14 protein-coding genes and 2 pseudogenes are annotated in these 15,341 nt (G+C 34.6%); 11 read left to right on the top strand and 5 right to left on the bottom strand.

Features of this window, described 5'->3' with window-relative positions; genetic code table 11:
* The first annotated feature begins 169 nt into the window (after positions 1 to 169).
* The 3 genes from BMZ58_RS19090 (at position 170) to BMZ58_RS19085 (ending at position 2,002) form a co-directional block, all read left to right on the top strand.
* The gene (locus BMZ58_RS19090; RefSeq protein ID WP_244151669.1) at positions 170 to 457 is read left to right on the top strand and encodes an NUDIX hydrolase; all 288 of its coding nucleotides are present in this window, start codon (positions 170 to 172) and stop codon (positions 455 to 457) included.
* Between the two features lie 1,044 nt (positions 458 to 1,501).
* Positions 1,502 to 1,660 carry a hypothetical protein gene (locus BMZ58_RS21275; protein ID WP_167360123.1) on the top strand — a complete coding sequence of 53 codons (159 nt, stop codon included), beginning with the start codon at positions 1,502 to 1,504 and terminating at the stop codon, positions 1,658 to 1,660.
* Between the two features lie 156 nt (positions 1,661 to 1,816).
* The gene (locus BMZ58_RS19085; protein WP_075038131.1) at positions 1,817 to 2,002 is read left to right on the top strand and encodes a hypothetical protein; all 186 of its coding nucleotides are present in this window, start codon (positions 1,817 to 1,819) and stop codon (positions 2,000 to 2,002) included.
* 198 nt (positions 2,003 to 2,200) lie between these two features.
* On the opposite strand, the gene BMZ58_RS19080 is transcribed toward BMZ58_RS19085, so the two are convergent.
* Complete coding sequence (locus BMZ58_RS19080) at positions 2,201 to 3,226, bottom strand: DUF3231 family protein (protein ID WP_075038130.1); 1,026 nt, start codon at positions 3,224 to 3,226, stop codon at positions 2,201 to 2,203.
* Positions 3,227 to 3,601: 375 nt separating this feature from the next.
* The gene (locus tag BMZ58_RS19075; protein ID WP_075038129.1) at positions 3,602 to 3,811 is read right to left on the bottom strand and encodes a hypothetical protein; all 210 of its coding nucleotides are present in this window, start codon (positions 3,809 to 3,811) and stop codon (positions 3,602 to 3,604) included.
* Between the two features lie 245 nt (positions 3,812 to 4,056).
* On the opposite strand from BMZ58_RS19075, the gene BMZ58_RS19070 reads away from it, so the two are divergent.
* From BMZ58_RS19070 to BMZ58_RS21510, 5 genes and pseudogenes are all read left to right on the top strand, one after another.
* On the top strand, positions 4,057 to 4,311 hold the full coding sequence (locus tag BMZ58_RS19070; protein WP_075038128.1) for a WGxxGxxG family protein: 255 nt from the start codon (positions 4,057 to 4,059) through the stop codon (positions 4,309 to 4,311).
* Between the two features lie 544 nt (positions 4,312 to 4,855).
* Positions 4,856 to 5,035 carry a hypothetical protein gene (locus BMZ58_RS19065; RefSeq protein WP_075038127.1) on the top strand — a complete coding sequence of 60 codons (180 nt, stop codon included), beginning with the start codon at positions 4,856 to 4,858 and terminating at the stop codon, positions 5,033 to 5,035.
* A gap of 308 nt (positions 5,036 to 5,343) precedes the next feature.
* Entirely contained in the window at positions 5,344 to 5,844 is a 501-nt protein-coding gene (locus tag BMZ58_RS19060) for a DUF3231 family protein (RefSeq protein WP_075038126.1), read from the top strand.
* Between the two features lie 161 nt (positions 5,845 to 6,005).
* The gene (locus BMZ58_RS19055; protein ID WP_075038125.1) at positions 6,006 to 6,161 is read left to right on the top strand and encodes an aspartyl-phosphate phosphatase Spo0E family protein; all 156 of its coding nucleotides are present in this window, start codon (positions 6,006 to 6,008) and stop codon (positions 6,159 to 6,161) included.
* 1,608 nt (positions 6,162 to 7,769) lie between these two features.
* Positions 7,770 to 7,906: pseudogene (locus BMZ58_RS21510) on the top strand (IS3-like element IS655 family transposase); the annotation flags it as partial.
* A 65-nt stretch (positions 7,907 to 7,971) separates the two neighbouring features.
* Here the strand turns inward: BMZ58_RS21510 and BMZ58_RS19045 are convergent.
* Positions 7,972 to 8,447: pseudogene (locus BMZ58_RS19045) on the bottom strand (CarD family transcriptional regulator).
* Positions 8,448 to 9,161: 714 nt separating this feature from the next.
* Between BMZ58_RS19045 and BMZ58_RS19040 the strand changes: the two are divergent.
* The 3 genes from BMZ58_RS19040 to BMZ58_RS19030 all read left to right on the top strand — a co-directional run bounded on the left by BMZ58_RS19040 (position 9,162) and on the right by BMZ58_RS19030 (position 10,966).
* Entirely contained in the window at positions 9,162 to 9,359 is a 198-nt protein-coding gene (locus BMZ58_RS19040) for a cold-shock protein (RefSeq protein ID WP_075038123.1), read from the top strand.
* A 171-nt stretch (positions 9,360 to 9,530) separates the two neighbouring features.
* A complete protein-coding gene (locus tag BMZ58_RS19035; RefSeq protein ID WP_075038122.1) occupies positions 9,531 to 9,716 on the top strand; it encodes a hypothetical protein in 186 nt (61 codons plus the stop codon).
* A gap of 359 nt (positions 9,717 to 10,075) precedes the next feature.
* The gene (locus tag BMZ58_RS19030; protein WP_075038121.1) at positions 10,076 to 10,966 is read left to right on the top strand and encodes a hypothetical protein; all 891 of its coding nucleotides are present in this window, start codon (positions 10,076 to 10,078) and stop codon (positions 10,964 to 10,966) included.
* A gap of 820 nt (positions 10,967 to 11,786) precedes the next feature.
* Here the strand turns inward: BMZ58_RS19030 and BMZ58_RS19025 are convergent.
* Complete coding sequence (locus BMZ58_RS19025) at positions 11,787 to 13,553, bottom strand: DUF262 domain-containing protein (protein WP_075038120.1); 1,767 nt, start codon at positions 13,551 to 13,553, stop codon at positions 11,787 to 11,789.
* A gap of 593 nt (positions 13,554 to 14,146) precedes the next feature.
* Positions 14,147 to 14,956, bottom strand: a complete 810-nt coding sequence (blaOXA, locus tag BMZ58_RS19020) for a class D beta-lactamase (RefSeq protein ID WP_075038119.1) — start codon at positions 14,954 to 14,956, stop codon at positions 14,147 to 14,149.
* Positions 14,957 to 15,341 lie beyond the last annotated feature (385 nt).

Raw genomic sequence — 15,341 nt, 5'->3', positions numbered from 1 at the left:
AATCAACGTTCTTTATGATTAAAATTGATACCTCAAAATATAAATGGGGCAATAATAATGAAATTCTGCCCCATTTTCTGCCCCAACCACCCCGTTTCCACTTCTATTTTCTCGAGTTTCTTCCATTAAACTGTCCATCTTTAAAAACATATCCAAAGGAAGGACTGCATTGAAACCAATTATTGAGGTTATAGGAGCAGTTATTGAAAGAGACAAACATATTCTATGTGCTTTAAGAAGTCCAACAATGTCACTTGGGCTTAACTGGGAATTTCCAGGTTGGAAACTTAAAGACCACGAGTCTCCAAAAGAAGCTTGGTTAAGGGAAATAAAAGAACTGAAGTGTGATATGAAGGTTAACACGATGGTTGAAAGCACCACTAAGGAAAGTGACTCCAATATAATATGCCTTTCTACATATAGAGCTAAAATTGTTTCTGGGACCCCAAGGCTATGAACATGAAGAGTTACGTTGGGTGAATATTAAAGCTCTTCTTAATCTCAAGTGAGCACCAGCAAACATTCCAATTGTGACTCACCTAAGGACATGTTTTTTGCAGACTTCCACAACAAGAATGTTTCTATGTACCACCTGTGGAATTTTTCACAATAATGATCTTAGATTTAAATAAATACTAAAAAATCCCCGCCTGAGCATCAACTTCAATGGTGAAAGTGAAAATGTACTCGTTCACTTTCCATTTACCGGCATCAAGCCAGCTAGCATTCTATGAAAATAAAAAGTTTGATTACCATTGAAATCAGGGAACATCCAAAAACAGCAAGGCAACATGGATGAAGAGTTAGTGGTGGTGTTTTTAGGTATGTGTGTTTATAAAGGTGTTCTACAAAGCAGAATTTGAACGCTTGGAAGTGTAATTATTCGGGGGAAAGAATATAACTCATCAACTTAAAACTGCTACATATAAAATTGGCCTTGCCACTTTCAACAAGGTCAATTTTGTAGAAAATGACGAAAATACTAGAAGATAGGATTAAAAAATCAATATAATGGATGTTCCAACTTTACGGTATTAATATGTGATGAAAAATATATCAGTATTATTGAAGAATATCCAGTCAGAGGCATCGCCCAAACATGGCATTAAACGAACTTCACAAATAAGACATCCTTGTCATTCAGAATGAAGGATGTGTTGATAATGAAACTGGTATAACGGTCTTAAACATAAGAAAAGGGGCATGAAAGCCCCAGTCCAATCCTGTGTCTCTTTATTTGTACCCTTTGTATAGAAAATTAAACATTTTGGACTAAATTCTCTGAATAATTATAAAAAATTGGATGTTATCTTTAACTATCTCAGTGTCAATAAAATCACCATGCATTCATTCTTTTAAAAATTTTACTTAATAAATTTCAGAAGGATTACCCTAATTAGATTTCCAGTCACTATTCCAATAGGTAAAAATAAAATAGGTAGCCATCACTTACATTATTTAGTGGAATTGATAAAAATAATTCTTAAATAGGAGTACTATTATGCAAAAATCCTTAGATATATGTGAAACCTTACTATTAAAAAGGGAGTTGGATAAAATGATTGAAGATAGATATCATTTTAAAGACATTGACACCCTAAAAATACTTGATTCACAAATTAAATTAATACATTCAGCATTAAAAGAAGAGGGAAAATAAATATTGATTTCACTCTGTTTTGTTACTTCAACACAATGAGCACCATTGTGTTTTTGTTTTGGTTTAATTTTTATACTTTTAGGGTATACAAATATTCGGATTTTTTTGGTATAATGTTTTCACTTCTATAAACCAATTAGGAGCTGATTGATTAACATGTACAGAATTATTCGCCGATTAGATGATGGTGGTATTGAAACATTAAAGAACACCGGTACTACTACTCCTAAGACTCTCACTGATTATAAAGAAGCAAAATTATTAGCGAATAAACTAAATTCAATTGAACATGCTAGTACAGTAGATTGGACAGTAGAAAGAATAAAGCACCCAGTGGAGTGAAATAATCCACTGGGTGCTTTATTTTGCTGCTTCGAATTTTACTGCATTCCCCCCGTTTAGCCGGTACTATTATTCTAATCCTGATACCCCGATGTCCCCGAATCCTTACTTGTAAATGCCGACATATGTTTTGAATCCATCCTACTGATGTTTGAAGAACACGGAGGATCTTCTTCAATTACGTTTCACTAGTTTATATTACATATTTGGATTATTCTTTCTTGCTAACTCATCCCTATCTGAAGCCATGGGTGGCTGTTCTAACCATTTATTTTGAATCATAATATTAGCTCCATCCTCAGAATATAATTGAATTTCCACTGAAAGTTTGTTATACAAGATACCCAAATCTACTCTTGGACTTTGCGCTAGAGCAGTACCATAATAACCAATACTTAATCCTGTTAGACCGGATGTATAAAACATCATGATTTTATCTGAAAAAGTTTTAGTTGTACTACTTGTTATCTCTGTTGCCCAAGTCATAGGTACAGTGAGATAACTTTCCTCTAATTTACTTCCAAATGACTTAATATGCTTTCTAGCAATTTTTATCCCTCTTAAAAAGAATTGTTTAACATCTTTGTCCTGAGCTACCTGACTAAATCCAATTAAGGTAGCTGCACCTAAAGCATTTCTTTGCAGATTGGAGTACAGATTGGATACTTCTAATGCAACTAGAGGTCTTTTTTCTCCTAATATATCCCAAAGAAACCTTTGTTTTTTTACAAATTCATTATGTTCTAAATTTGGGAAATAGGGAGACCTTATATATAGACCTTTTGACAATAACAAGTCCTTAGTCATTTTGTATAATTGCTTCGTTTCCCTAAGACATTCCATATAGAACTCAGTAATGTCTTCTCTTACAGCTACAGATAAACTACCTGAATAAGTAGTTAACCCAACTTTAGCCATGTTTTGGACAAAATTTAATACATAACTATCCGAATACAATCGTGGTGCAGTTAAGTCAACATCTTCTTCAATCTTGAAACCATGTGGAATTGCATGATTTTCCTCATTAAATATAGATATTATTTTTTTTATATGTACTTCAGATAATTTTAAAGCATGTTCAACAATCGGTTTGATCTCACTATCCTCAGCTTTTTCTGCAAAGTAAGTTAGCAAACATATACTCGCACTATCGTTTACATATTGCGTCCAAAGCTGTCCCAACTCAGCAGAAGTCAGTCTTATCTGATTTCCTTTTTCCTCCATTTATTTACCTCCAAATAAAATTACTTACTGTTATGTTTTCCATTATTATTATATACATGCAATAAGTTTGTTAATTTTAAAATTCGACCCCTTGCCATTTCATTTACAGCTTATCAAAAAGGCCTCCAAGCGATTACAACACTGGTGGACTAAATATGTCTCCACTATATTGAACAAGTATTTGAGTACTTATAGCTATATGCTGTAATCGTTCCTATACCTAATAACAAGAACTTTTCCTATCTAGTTTTATTTAGGAAAGCTCTGAGAAATAATCCTATGCCAATACCCGGGACCAAAGATAGAATAGGTAACCACACAGGACCAAGCAATATATCTGACACTTGGAAAATTGGAGACATTATTAGTCCAATTTTAACGAAATAAGCTGCCCTTATGAATGTTGAGAGAATTTTTATTTGAAAAAATTAGGCGCAAGATCCACGTAGTATTGATTTCGATTTTGTCCAACTTCTGCTCAACGTGCCGGGATCGTTGCTTGGTTTGAGTTTGCTCATCCTGTAATTCATCCATTTTGCCATCTAATTTACTAAACTCTTCTCGCGTAACATATTGTCCATCCATGCTTGACCCCCTAATATAGATGTGAAATACCGAAGAATATAATCTCCCCTAAAAATAGATATGAGGCTCACTCAAGAAAGTGGGCCTCTGAAATTGATAAAAAAAGCCACAAAAGAGTTACCTAACCCTCTATCATTCTCTATTCAACCCCAATCCTATATTTTCCCAAAAGAATAATGAATATTTTCCCCTTATTTGAGAAAGTATAATCCTGAACTAAAACTAAAATTCAGGAGGTATAATCCATGATTAAAAAAGTGATTTATTTACTTTGTTCTTTTTCCTTGACCGCAATGATTTTCGGTGGTTCTGTTTTAGCAAATACAGGTGAACACAATAACTCGAACAATGATGTTCATAATATTGGAAACGACGTCAATGAGGACGTCACAAACCTTGCTACGGGCAATAACGACGATGATGATACAGATTGGGGCTGGATTGGCCTAATCGGTTTAGCTGGTTTACTTGGAATGCGCCGTCGGGATAATAGGGACTAATATTATGAGGTGGCCTCTAGGGCCACTTTTTGACAAAAAAATATACTTCTATGGGTGTTATGAGGTTGCGTATTCTTCTCCAGTAATTTCTTGATATAGCTCCTTTGTACCAGTCATATTTAACAAAATCTCCTACATCCGAATTGTCGTACAACCCCATCTGGTAGTAATTCTTAATTACGTTGAAAGACATCTCCCCCCCTCCTTAATTAATTCCGTTGCGCGCCAACTTTAGTAGCAAATCTGAGTTCAGTGCCTTAGAGTCTCTCAATTCCCGGCTTTGTTCCGCCATTGTCTTCCCCCTTGATTAGGCGGATTCTTGATGAAGAGTGTCAGTTTGTACTTGGTTTAATCGCATAGAGCTGACCCCCGTGTTATAATTGAATTGTCAGATTCAAGCTAGGGCTTATGCTCTGGCTTTTTTACTTGCTCTATTCTTCTTCATCTTCCTCAAGTGGCTTCTTTTACCATTGCATTCCGGTAAAAAAATAGTAATATTATTATGAAAAACATTACTTACTATTTAGACCAAGGAGGTTTCCTCATGAGCAACTACCAAGCAGGTCAACTCATCAAAAAGAGGTGCATGGAATGTTTTCATGACGAAATGAAGATTCTTAAAGTTACTGAGAAGGACCTCAATGAAAAAAATGCATACATTGTTTGGATACAGTGCCCCGAATGTGGGACGAACGATAATGAACTTAAACCTGAAGGTCTATAAATCCCTAGTAGGGTAAACGCCAGGACATACCTTAATGTTCTGGGCTTTTTGTGTATAAGTTTTCCTCTAATGCACATAATCTTTAAAGTGACTCATCCACTACAACTCCTTCAGATAAACACTCAAAATGGATGAGTCCCCCTCTGACAACAGCCGGAGCTTTGCTCTGGCTTTGTTGTGTAGATTATTTCTTCATCTGTCCGTTCGGACACTTTCCATTTTCCCTATTTTTGGGATTTATGAATATTAAAGGTACGTCTGACTAATAATACCTTTGTTTAACTAAAACAAAGGAGAGTGATCCCATAATGGGTATTTTATCTGGAAATCAGCAAAAAGAACCTTTGCACTATGGTGAAGTATTTAGCCTATGGAGCTACTTATCCGTGGCAAAAGGTAACTTAGCTAATTACCAAACAATGTATAACCATGCTGGAGACCAGGATTTAAAGCGATTCCTGGAGGAATTAGCTCAAGGTATAAAACAAGAGACTCAGGAAATTGAAGAAATTCTGAAAGTTAACGGTGTTGTATTACCACCATCCCCACCTGAACGCGCAGTAGCAAACCTTGAGGACATCCCAGTTGGTGCAAGAGTAAACGATCCAGAGATCAGCGCCGGAATTTCCATGAATATCTCTCAAGGATTAGTAACTTGTAGTCAAATCATAGGCCAATCCACAAGAGAAGACATCGCTATGTTGTTCGGCAATTTCCATATGAATAAAGCACAAGCAGGTGCAAAAGCGCTAAGGCTGAACAAAGAAAAAGGTTGGTTAGTTTTACCACCTATGCATAAAAAACATTAAGGAATGTAGGAGCTGGGGCTTATGCTCTGGCTTTTTCATTTGCCCTATGCTCATACCAAATGAATTAATTTTGTGACAGTTATTCGAACTTTCATATTTAAATGCTCACTCTCTAGTCCACATTTGTTATAATCGTTTAAAATCTGTTTAGGAGGATAGTTATGAGTAACCCTGATGTCTTAAAGAAACAAATAGAAGATAAAAGACAAAAGATGTATGACGCATATCTAAACGGATCTAATTACAATTACGTTGTTAAACTATCTCAAGAACTTGATGACTTGCTAAATAGACTGAACAGTGATTGGGTGGCATAGCCTCCTAATCTCAGCCGGGGCTTATGCTCTGGCTTTTTTGCTGTACAGAATTATTTAAGTTATGTTACATTTCACCCACCACTTTATAGGGAGGATCTTGATTGGAATTACATCAATTTTTGAAAGATGAAAAATATATTTCCGCCAAATTCTCCTTTAGTAATGGGAAAAGGGTCCGTCTACTACTGAATGAAGTTTCCTCAGATAATGAATTATTTGAGTACTTAGATATTCCCCCTATACTTGTCAAATATTTCCCTTATGAAAGGATTATTTTACTTGGATGTGAAGAACTTAATTCCCCGATAAGAGTCAAACTTTACTAGAGACTTGGCTTTTTTATTTGTCTCTAAACTCAAAGAACACCTTCCTTGCTTCGAACCAAGAACAGCCAAGGATAGAAGTCGAAATAAGCGAGGTGGAGGGATGACTGAAGTCCTCCAGTTTATATTTCGTTGTTAGTGCATGGGTGCTTCTAGACTTCTTTGAAGGAGAGTGAGGGTATGAAAGGGCACTACATTACTTAGAAGAAAGCTTGGGAAAACCGCTGTTTGAACGGCTTGGAAAGCGATAATGAAAGGGATAGTTGATGTAGCCTTTATTATGATGTTCCAAGACCAGGAGAGGCGTTAACCATTGAGGAGTTACTGAAAGAGGAAATCAAGCTAGTAACAAGTCCTAACCATCCATTAGCGAATAAAACAGAGGTGTTTTTAAAAGATGAGTTGAAAACACAGAAGCTATTTCCTTCATTCCTTTCCACTCTGACCCTTTTGCTTTGCAATTTCTTTTTGAATGACTGGCCACACATGCTTCTTAGCTTCGCGCAAATCTTTCTTCACAGACTTGTTCTTTAATAGTTTTGATATGAGTACACTCCCTTGTTTTCCAAAAGAAAAGAGACTTCAACCAGCCAGCATGCTCCGATAAAGAAATAAAAAAGACCTTCGCCCGCATAATGCATGGCAAGGTCTCGCTAACAAAAGTTATGGTGTCAACAATGTCGAGGATATTTGCCCTGTAATGACAACAGTTGCTGGACAGCTACTCCCCTTTGGTATGAAATTATAGGTTCTTACGCTTACTATAAGAAATTAAACTTGTAGCCGTCAACAGTTTTTATTGGAAGAAGATGAGCTAATGTAAGCTTGATTTGAGGTCTCGCCAACATTATGCGGTTATCTATACAAAAGAGTAAAAATCCAAATTTAGTAAGAGGTAATAAATTGAAGACATGTAAACAACGTAAATCGTCTTAAAGACAACAAAAAGGCATTAAAGCGTTCTTAAAAAGTTATTTTCCTCGTAACAATGCATATATGTAACCGGTCAGATAACGTTGAACACTTCACTGGAAATTAGAACTTATATAAGGCCCTTTACATAGAGCCTCTCCGGACAAGATTACGACCCATGAAGTCAATTCCTTGGAGCATCGATTGACCTTCTTTGGATGGTTCCAAGAAGGGAGGGACACCTATGGATATAAAAATTCTTCATAATCGTACGAATTAAAAATAGCTAAGAGCTACTCTCTCAGCTATCCTTATTCTCGTTACATGCGATTTTGGAAGAGCTGGGACGGATCGTCTGCTCCCTTGCTTCCCTCTTAGTAACTTATATAACGAAATTATAGGCTACAGTGCTGATCCTCACATTGAAGCAACACTAGTTCAGCGCGCTTTCTCTATCCATATAACCTTCATCCTCTGAAGTTATTTCACACTGATCAGGAAAGGAAATTTAATTTTAATAATAATCATATCCCCAATAAATCCAAGAATATTTCCGGTAGGTGTAATACAATACCTTAACAGAAAATTTTTATTTGATTTTCAGTGATCCCTTTAATTAATCTCAGTTCACTAATCAAAAATTCATGTGCGTTATCAAACATTTTTTTTCGCTTGTATTAAGCTCTTTCTCTTTCTTGATACGCATTAAATCACGTACAACTTCCGCACCTTCTTGTATTTTACCTGTTTTTATTTTGTCAGTGTTTACTTTATACCTTTGTTTCCACGGAAGTAATTTATCTGATCCTCCATGCTGAAAAATGTGTATGATGTGTTTTAATGCAATTATGTCAGTAACTGGGCGTATACTTGAACTCAATATTTTACCCGTTGGAATCATGACTTGCATATTACTGATTAACATTTTTATGACATAATACTGTTGTTTTTTTCCTGAGATTTCCTTTTCTTCTATGGCTTTAATTATACCTACTCCGTGCATTGGATACACAATGTTATCGCCAATTTGATACAAAAAATCCACCTCCATATATGTTAACCTTATTAAGCTTAACATATATAATGTTTTTTATCAAATTTTCAATGATATCATATTTTAAACTACACCGTCAACTAATTTTTCTTTGAAATTAGAAAAAGCAAAACAATTGGATCGTGTCCGATCATCAATAAAAGGAAGGATGGTTTCTCCGCATATCCACTACTAGTTTTCTTAGATCAGCTTTCCCTTCAAAATGACATCCCTGTCCTGTCACTTTTTCACAAATTCACTTGAAATCAAAAACGTTTATTGCACAGGATCAGTCAATCTACTACGCATTAAGCAAATGTCGTTCTTATTTCAAATTACTGCTTCGATAGTTCAATATTTTCATCCACATGGGTTAAAAGCACAAACCATATTTGGTGATCACTATGGTCCACCAAAGAGTATAGTGGTTTATTGGTTGCAAAGACTAACCAATAAAAAAGAATAATCGAATCAGTAAGCCTATCATTGTAAACGGCACCTTTTTTACTCTTAGCTTCTTCATCCCCGTTTACAGATATTCAGTAGGCTATTTTTGTTTTTGCTTATCCCGTTGACGAGATTAACATATATTGGTATAATTAAAATTAATTATTCTTGTTCGTTTACGATTGAAAGCAAAAGTAACTAGTAAGTCACTTTCGTCTGGAATGAATATGCAGAGCAATAATAGTAATACATTGTGGATCAGTTCCACGCAGGAGGTAACAATTTATGTTACAAGGTAATGTTAAATGGTTTAACGAAAGTAAAGGTTTTGGTTTTATTGAAGTAGAAGAGCAAGACGATGTATTCGTTCATTTCTCTGCTATTCAAGGCGAAGGTTTCAAAACATTAGAAGAAAACGAGGCAGTTTCCTTTGAAATTGTTGAAGGTAACCGTGGACCGCAAGCTGCTAACGTTCAAAAATAATCGTTACTAGTTAAAAAAGAGACTTCCGAATTCGGAAGTCTCTTTTTGTATAGATGGGCTTTGGTTATGTAAGATTTAAGGTTCAAAATCTGAAAAAAACGTATGATCATGTGTTAAAAATAACAAAGCTTAATCTTTGTGAGGTTGCTTAAGAAAAGGGGGATAGTAAGTATGTCTAATGAAACTCAATATGTTGATGCCAGGCATCGTTATCATCGTGAAAATACAGCTGGTTCATTGATGTTTTTTGAATCGCTGTTTGTCGCTTTGATGATTGGCTTTCGTTTTCATTCTTGGAAGGTAGGTTTATTGGTCTATTTATCTTTTGTTGGATCCCCCCGATTGCTATTGTCTTAAGTATTCTTTTTAGTTTATTTTGGGAATGATCGGTGTTGTGATCGGTATGGGATTTTTGCAATCCGTTTTATTTGCGGTGATCTTTGCTATTATGGCTTTCCTTATTTCTATAGTCCTTCATTTGAAGTATTTTCGCCTTATTTGAGCGAATAAAAGACGTTACTTTTCTCTGATTTAATAGCTGTTTTTTCAGGTAGCATAATGCGTATTTACACAATCAATTGATTAAAGACAAAGCAATTTCTTAAGCTCAGTTTGGGGGATGTCCTTAAAGTTTTTTCAATTCAACACTGGGCTTCAAGCTTCAGAGAAACACGTCAAATTTATCAAATAACTTTTTTATAGGGAGAGTGACTGGATTGGCGAAGTATTTTAATGAAGATTGGGAAAAGGTACGTGATGAATTTTATTCCGTTAAGGAAGTATTCGCTTGTTTTGATCGTAGAGATGCTATGCTAAAAGGGTATTATGAAACAGAAGATGTTCCTAATAATCATACGCTTGAAAAGATTACTATCGTACCAAGACTAGTAGTAAAGAATGAAGATGGTAATGAGTTTTGGAGTGATCACCATAATTCTGGGTATGGAGGACATGGTGCAAGTGCTACGGTAAGACTGTTGAAGTCTGTGGGGGTTTATTTAGAAGGAACTATAAAGCAGAATAGCCAAATTTATTACAATGTGGCCAATGATGAACTAAAGGTAAGTGGTACGAAATTTGAAGTTATTGAGCAGAACAAATATAATGACTTGCCTGCTGTTGACTATTATTGTAATCCGAACAAAAACATTGTGGCTATTCCTAAAATAATGGATAGTTCTGATAGTACACTTGAACAGCTTGAAGATTTCACTGCTTTTTATTCCCGTAGCATGTTAGAAGAAATTGACGCTGTTTACTTATATTTAAAAGATAATCAAGCTATTAGAAAAGGAAATTATTTAGTAGCAGAAAGTGAGTCCTCTCAATATAAAAAAATATATCCAATCTGTATCCTAGGAAAGAATGGTCATGAATTATGGCCAGAGGTGGAGGAAGGAATCGATAAGCACAACCCGTTTGCAAGCTATGAAGTTGAATCTATTTTATCGGCTATTAATTTCACGTATTTTGAGGAACAGAAGAAAAATTTTCTGGAGAGATTAAAAGAAGCTTTCACCTCTCATAATCCTCTTACATTAAAACTTACCAAGGTTAACGGAAGAGTGCACATTGAGAAAATAGATATAACAAAAACTTATATCTAAAGAAAGGGATCTTTGTGCCGGCTACTGCCCCCCCCCATCCTAATTGATTTTTTTCACTTCTAGCTTAGCTTAATTATCTTCCAAAGGAGATGACCGGTCACCTATTAAAAGAAAGGCCTCTTAAGAGTTTATAAACTCTTAAGAGACCTAGTAGATTTAGTATACAATCTAAAAACTAGTCAATATCCAGTCAAATTATTCTTTAACCCTATGTTGAAAGAGTTTTGGGCGCTATCACATCATGCCGCCCATGGATTCACCTATGTTAATAGAAGAATATAAGGTCTAAGTTAGTCGCCAATGACAACTTTGCTTAGGCTCAATGTAAATTCAATAACTATTAGGTAATGAATCTAAATGAGTAATAGTATGCCAAAAAGTATGTCATTAAAAAATTTATAACGATCCATAATATAGTATACCTTTTACGACCGGTTGAATAATCTGATGGATTTGTATTTTATAGCTTCAATAGGTCAAAGATTTACTCTGTATTCTATACAGTTGCAACACATCGCTACATCCTCATATGGACTGGTTTCATAAATTATGATCACAGGTTTCGCAAAAATCCATTTGACCCTCCTCCCATATTCCACCACAAGAGAAACATAACCTACTATAACCTTCATCTTCCAAAAACAACCTTACTTGACACATATCCGAACAATTTGAGCAATGAAAAAAGAGGATATTCTTCTCTATCATTAGTGTCAACAAAATGAGCATGTAACCTTTGTAATAATTTGGTGAGGATCTCCAACTTTCTGAAACTTCGTTTGCGGTATAACACCCTATAAAAGTTAAATAAATGAGCGAACTACATCCAACCTTGTTTCTTAAAATACTCGATTTGATTTGCTTCTTCTTCAGTGGGGCTATTATTCTTTCCTTCCTTTGAAAATACATTGTTTAGACCCCACTCCTTAAAGAGTTCTAATAACCTGTCTGAAATGCGGATATCTTTCTCACGAATATTTTCTAGTCCCCAATTATCAGTAGGAACATCATTAAGATCTCTCGTGATAACGATATTAGACTTAGAATATTGTTGTTTTTTCTTTGCAAAATAGCCATTGCCCGCAACTATATTCAATTTTCTTTCAAACGGTACTTTATTGCCTATATGCTCGATCGTTTCTTTTACTTCCTCTTCACTTGTTTTGGGAAAATAACTAGGTTGCCATCTTTTAGGTAATATATGCTCGATTTCCCATTTGGTTGGCAATAATTCTTCTTGTTCTTGATAAGCAAGGATTTTCAATAACATTCTTACAGTATTCCTATGTGGGTTTTTAAGTTTTTCTTTCAAAACTCCTTCATCAATTTGATGTAATTCAAACTGTGGTTCCATAGATTTTATAATTTCTACATTTAAATTCATAATATCGGTTTTGACAGCATTGATTGTCGGCGTTAATACATATTTAGATGCCAATGTAACAAATAATCTACGTAAAAACTTTAGGAAACTTTCTTCAAATTCTTCATTATCGCTGTGTGATAAATAGTATATGGAGACCGGATATTTCCAGAATTCATTGGGGTAAGAAGAAAGTGAATCCAAAATAGCTTTAATTTTTAAATTGTCACTCCATTTTTCCCCTTCAATTCCTTCCCGATTATTAATGACAGCCCATAGATTTAAAAGCTTACTTAATTCACTCAGGATGTCTTTATCATATAGCCGATCAAAATTGTTTTTAGAATAATACTTTCTCAGACCAGGAGTAGTCGATTTACGGTCTTCATCTAAGGCTCTTAAATAAAACATATAATAATAAAATAACCGTTGAATACTCTCATCAGCATCTTTTGCACGCTCATGTAATTCTTGCCAGTTTTTTATAAACACTTTTTTCTCTTCATCATCTAAATAATTGTATATTTTTGCCTTGAAAATATCTGCATCAGATAGGGGGAGTCCACGATCATTAAGCGTTGAAAAAATGGTTAAAGCTGTATCCTGTGAGTCTGCTTTTATGGGTAATAAGATAACTTGATTCAATAGATTATAAATAAAATTGTAAAATGATAAAGGATCATTTTGGGCGTAATCATCAATCAAGTTCTGTAATTGAAAATAGTTTTTCGAATAATTATCCTGTGCTTGATCATCAGCAACACCTGTTTCTAATATCTTTGCAAATACTAGGTTTCCTTCATGATTAATAACACGTGATACGATTAAAATTTCTGAGTAATTGACGTCTCCGGTTAATTTGTCCTCCTTCCAAATGGCAGGTTCGATTTTGTCTTTAAAATTCTCTACTTCTTTTTTTGATTGACTCTGTTGTAATTTTGTGTAAATGGCTCTCAACAGTAAAAATAATGTTGTAATACGTTGTTGGCCATCAATGATTTCTTGCTCCCCATCTTTGTTTTCATAAGAAACAATACTCCCAAGGAAATAAGACGACTCATTCTCATTGGCAGTATATTCCGCTAAATCATCAAACAGCGTTTGAATTTGTTCATCGTTCCATGCATAGGATCTTTGATATTCTGGAATGACAAACCTATGTATTTTTCCAGTTTCTAATAATTGTTTAACACTTTGTTTATTAACTTCAATTGTCGTAGCCAATTTCTTTACCTCCCCAAAACAGTAAACTATAATATTGTTTAATTTCTATTACTTATATTTAGATTATAAATTATTCTAAATCCTAATAAACTCACCATCTGCTAAAATATGTCCATGAAACTATACTTCATCCATGCTATGGTTACTTCTAGTTTTCTTAATTACCACCATATTTTAACATAAGATTAAAGGTTACTAACTAAGAGTTATTCAATTATATGGACTGTTTGCGGAAGATCCCTTTTAAACCAGGTTCATATCAATAACGTTCGTTTTTGATAACAATACATCCTAAAAAAAAGAAATTATCTGTGAATTTCAGTAGTAAATGTCGCATTAATTTGAGAGCTATTTGTCGTAAGAAGCTGATCCCTTGACGAATTTGGTTGCTATATAAAAAACCATACGAATTTTTCGTATGGTTTTAAAAGGTTTTTTTATGAATTGGAGTTCAACATATGGTATCTCGAGAAAAAGAGTAAGCAATCTTCTTCTGCAATCGCGTCCTATAACGGAAGATTGACTTGCTTATATTAGCTGATATTCTTAAATTTATAATTTCACCATCTTGACTATAATTGAATTCCAATCTCTTACCTTGTCATAAGATGATACTTTTTTAAAATGTCTATTGTAATATTTTTAGCTTCCGTACTGGTCCCAGCAATGTTTGTTACAAAAACATAATTGCGATCCTTTGTTTCGATAAAACCAGCATACCAGCCTATGCCAGTCCCTTGCCCCGTTTTTCCGTAAAGGGTATAGTTATCCCCTTCCGTCTGGATCATCATCCGTTTTACGGTATTCATTACGTCCTTATCAAAGGGAAGGTTTTCTTTATATAATGTTCCCATAAAATCTGCTTGTTCTATTGGAGAAATTTTGAGTGAACTACTTAACCAAAACTGATCAATTCCTCCACTAATATCTTGATTACCATAAGAAATCTTTTGGACCCATTCCTCCATTCGCTTCTCTCCAATATCACGAGCCATAGCTTGATAATACCAAACTACAGAATACCTCATACCAGACCCAAGCGTATGATCCTGGTTCCAGATCTCTATTTCCCGTTCAACACCATCCCAATATTTAATATCATATTCATCTTCTACAGCCCCTACCTGTAATCCAATGAGAGCATTAGGAACTTTAAATGTCGATTGCGGCGCAAATCTTTGATTAGCGCGTTCGCTGTTATAGACAAATGCTCGTTCTTTTTTCATATCGCGCAATACGAACGTTCCATCATGGTCCGCAAAAAACTCATCGACGTCAACCTTCTTCATATTCAGGTTACCTTTGGCAGCGTTAGCTTCACTTGGTGTTTGCACACTATTAATTAATAGAGCAACTGCACCAATAAATACTAAAAAAATTGTCAGGTTCCTTAATTTTCCCATATTCGATTCACCTCAATAAATTTTAATTAGCTATATCAACTTAATAATCCAATAATATAGAATTTTGATCCAAAAATTTCCTTTAAAATTAGTATAGCTCATGAAACGAATTTCTGAAACAAATTAATTGTAAAGACTTAAAACTTGTTATTGATATTTTATATAAAAAATAGAGACTCCATAAATTTGGAAGTCCCTTCTCTTATTACATTAAAGCGCCCTATAACGGAAGATGGTCATTTAGCTAACCTATTTAGCATCTGTTTTTATATCTCAAATATATCAGACGCCATTACTACTGTCATAAGTGTTCGTTTTTGATAATGACCACTCGACGACATATTTTTTACTCACTGCTACCATAGTGCCAGTTTCAAAAGACGTA

This window comes from Halobacillus dabanensis (assembly GCF_900114165.1).
Classification (GTDB): Bacteria; Bacillota; Bacilli; order Bacillales; family Halobacillaceae; genus Halobacillus; species Halobacillus dabanensis.
This window is presented reverse-complemented; position numbering and strand designations above follow the sequence as displayed.

Excerpts from the sequence above, each read along its gene's own strand:
- BMZ58_RS19085 (WP_075038131.1), top strand. The coding sequence starts at position 1,817 with ATGTACAGAATTATTCGCCGATTAGATGATGGTGGTATTGAAACATTA.
- BMZ58_RS19035 (WP_075038122.1), top strand. The coding sequence starts at position 9,531 with ATGTCTAATGAAACTCAATATGTTGATGCCAGGCATCGTTATCATCGT.
- BMZ58_RS19080 (WP_075038130.1), bottom strand. The coding sequence starts at position 3,226 with ATGGAGGAAAAAGGAAATCAGATAAGACTGACTTCTGCTGAGTTGGGA.
- BMZ58_RS19070 (WP_075038128.1), top strand. The coding sequence starts at position 4,057 with ATGATTAAAAAAGTGATTTATTTACTTTGTTCTTTTTCCTTGACCGCA.
- BMZ58_RS19065 (WP_075038127.1), top strand. The coding sequence starts at position 4,856 with ATGAGCAACTACCAAGCAGGTCAACTCATCAAAAAGAGGTGCATGGAA.
- BMZ58_RS19075 (WP_075038129.1), bottom strand. The coding sequence starts at position 3,811 with ATGGATGGACAATATGTTACGCGAGAAGAGTTTAGTAAATTAGATGGC.
- BMZ58_RS19040 (WP_075038123.1), top strand. The coding sequence starts at position 9,162 with ATGTTACAAGGTAATGTTAAATGGTTTAACGAAAGTAAAGGTTTTGGT.
- BMZ58_RS21275 (WP_167360123.1), top strand. The coding sequence starts at position 1,502 with ATGCAAAAATCCTTAGATATATGTGAAACCTTACTATTAAAAAGGGAG.
- BMZ58_RS19055 (WP_075038125.1), top strand. The coding sequence starts at position 6,006 with ATGAGTAACCCTGATGTCTTAAAGAAACAAATAGAAGATAAAAGACAA.
- BMZ58_RS19060 (WP_075038126.1), top strand. The coding sequence starts at position 5,344 with ATGGGTATTTTATCTGGAAATCAGCAAAAAGAACCTTTGCACTATGGT.
- blaOXA (WP_075038119.1), bottom strand. The coding sequence starts at position 14,956 with ATGGGAAAATTAAGGAACCTGACAATTTTTTTAGTATTTATTGGTGCA.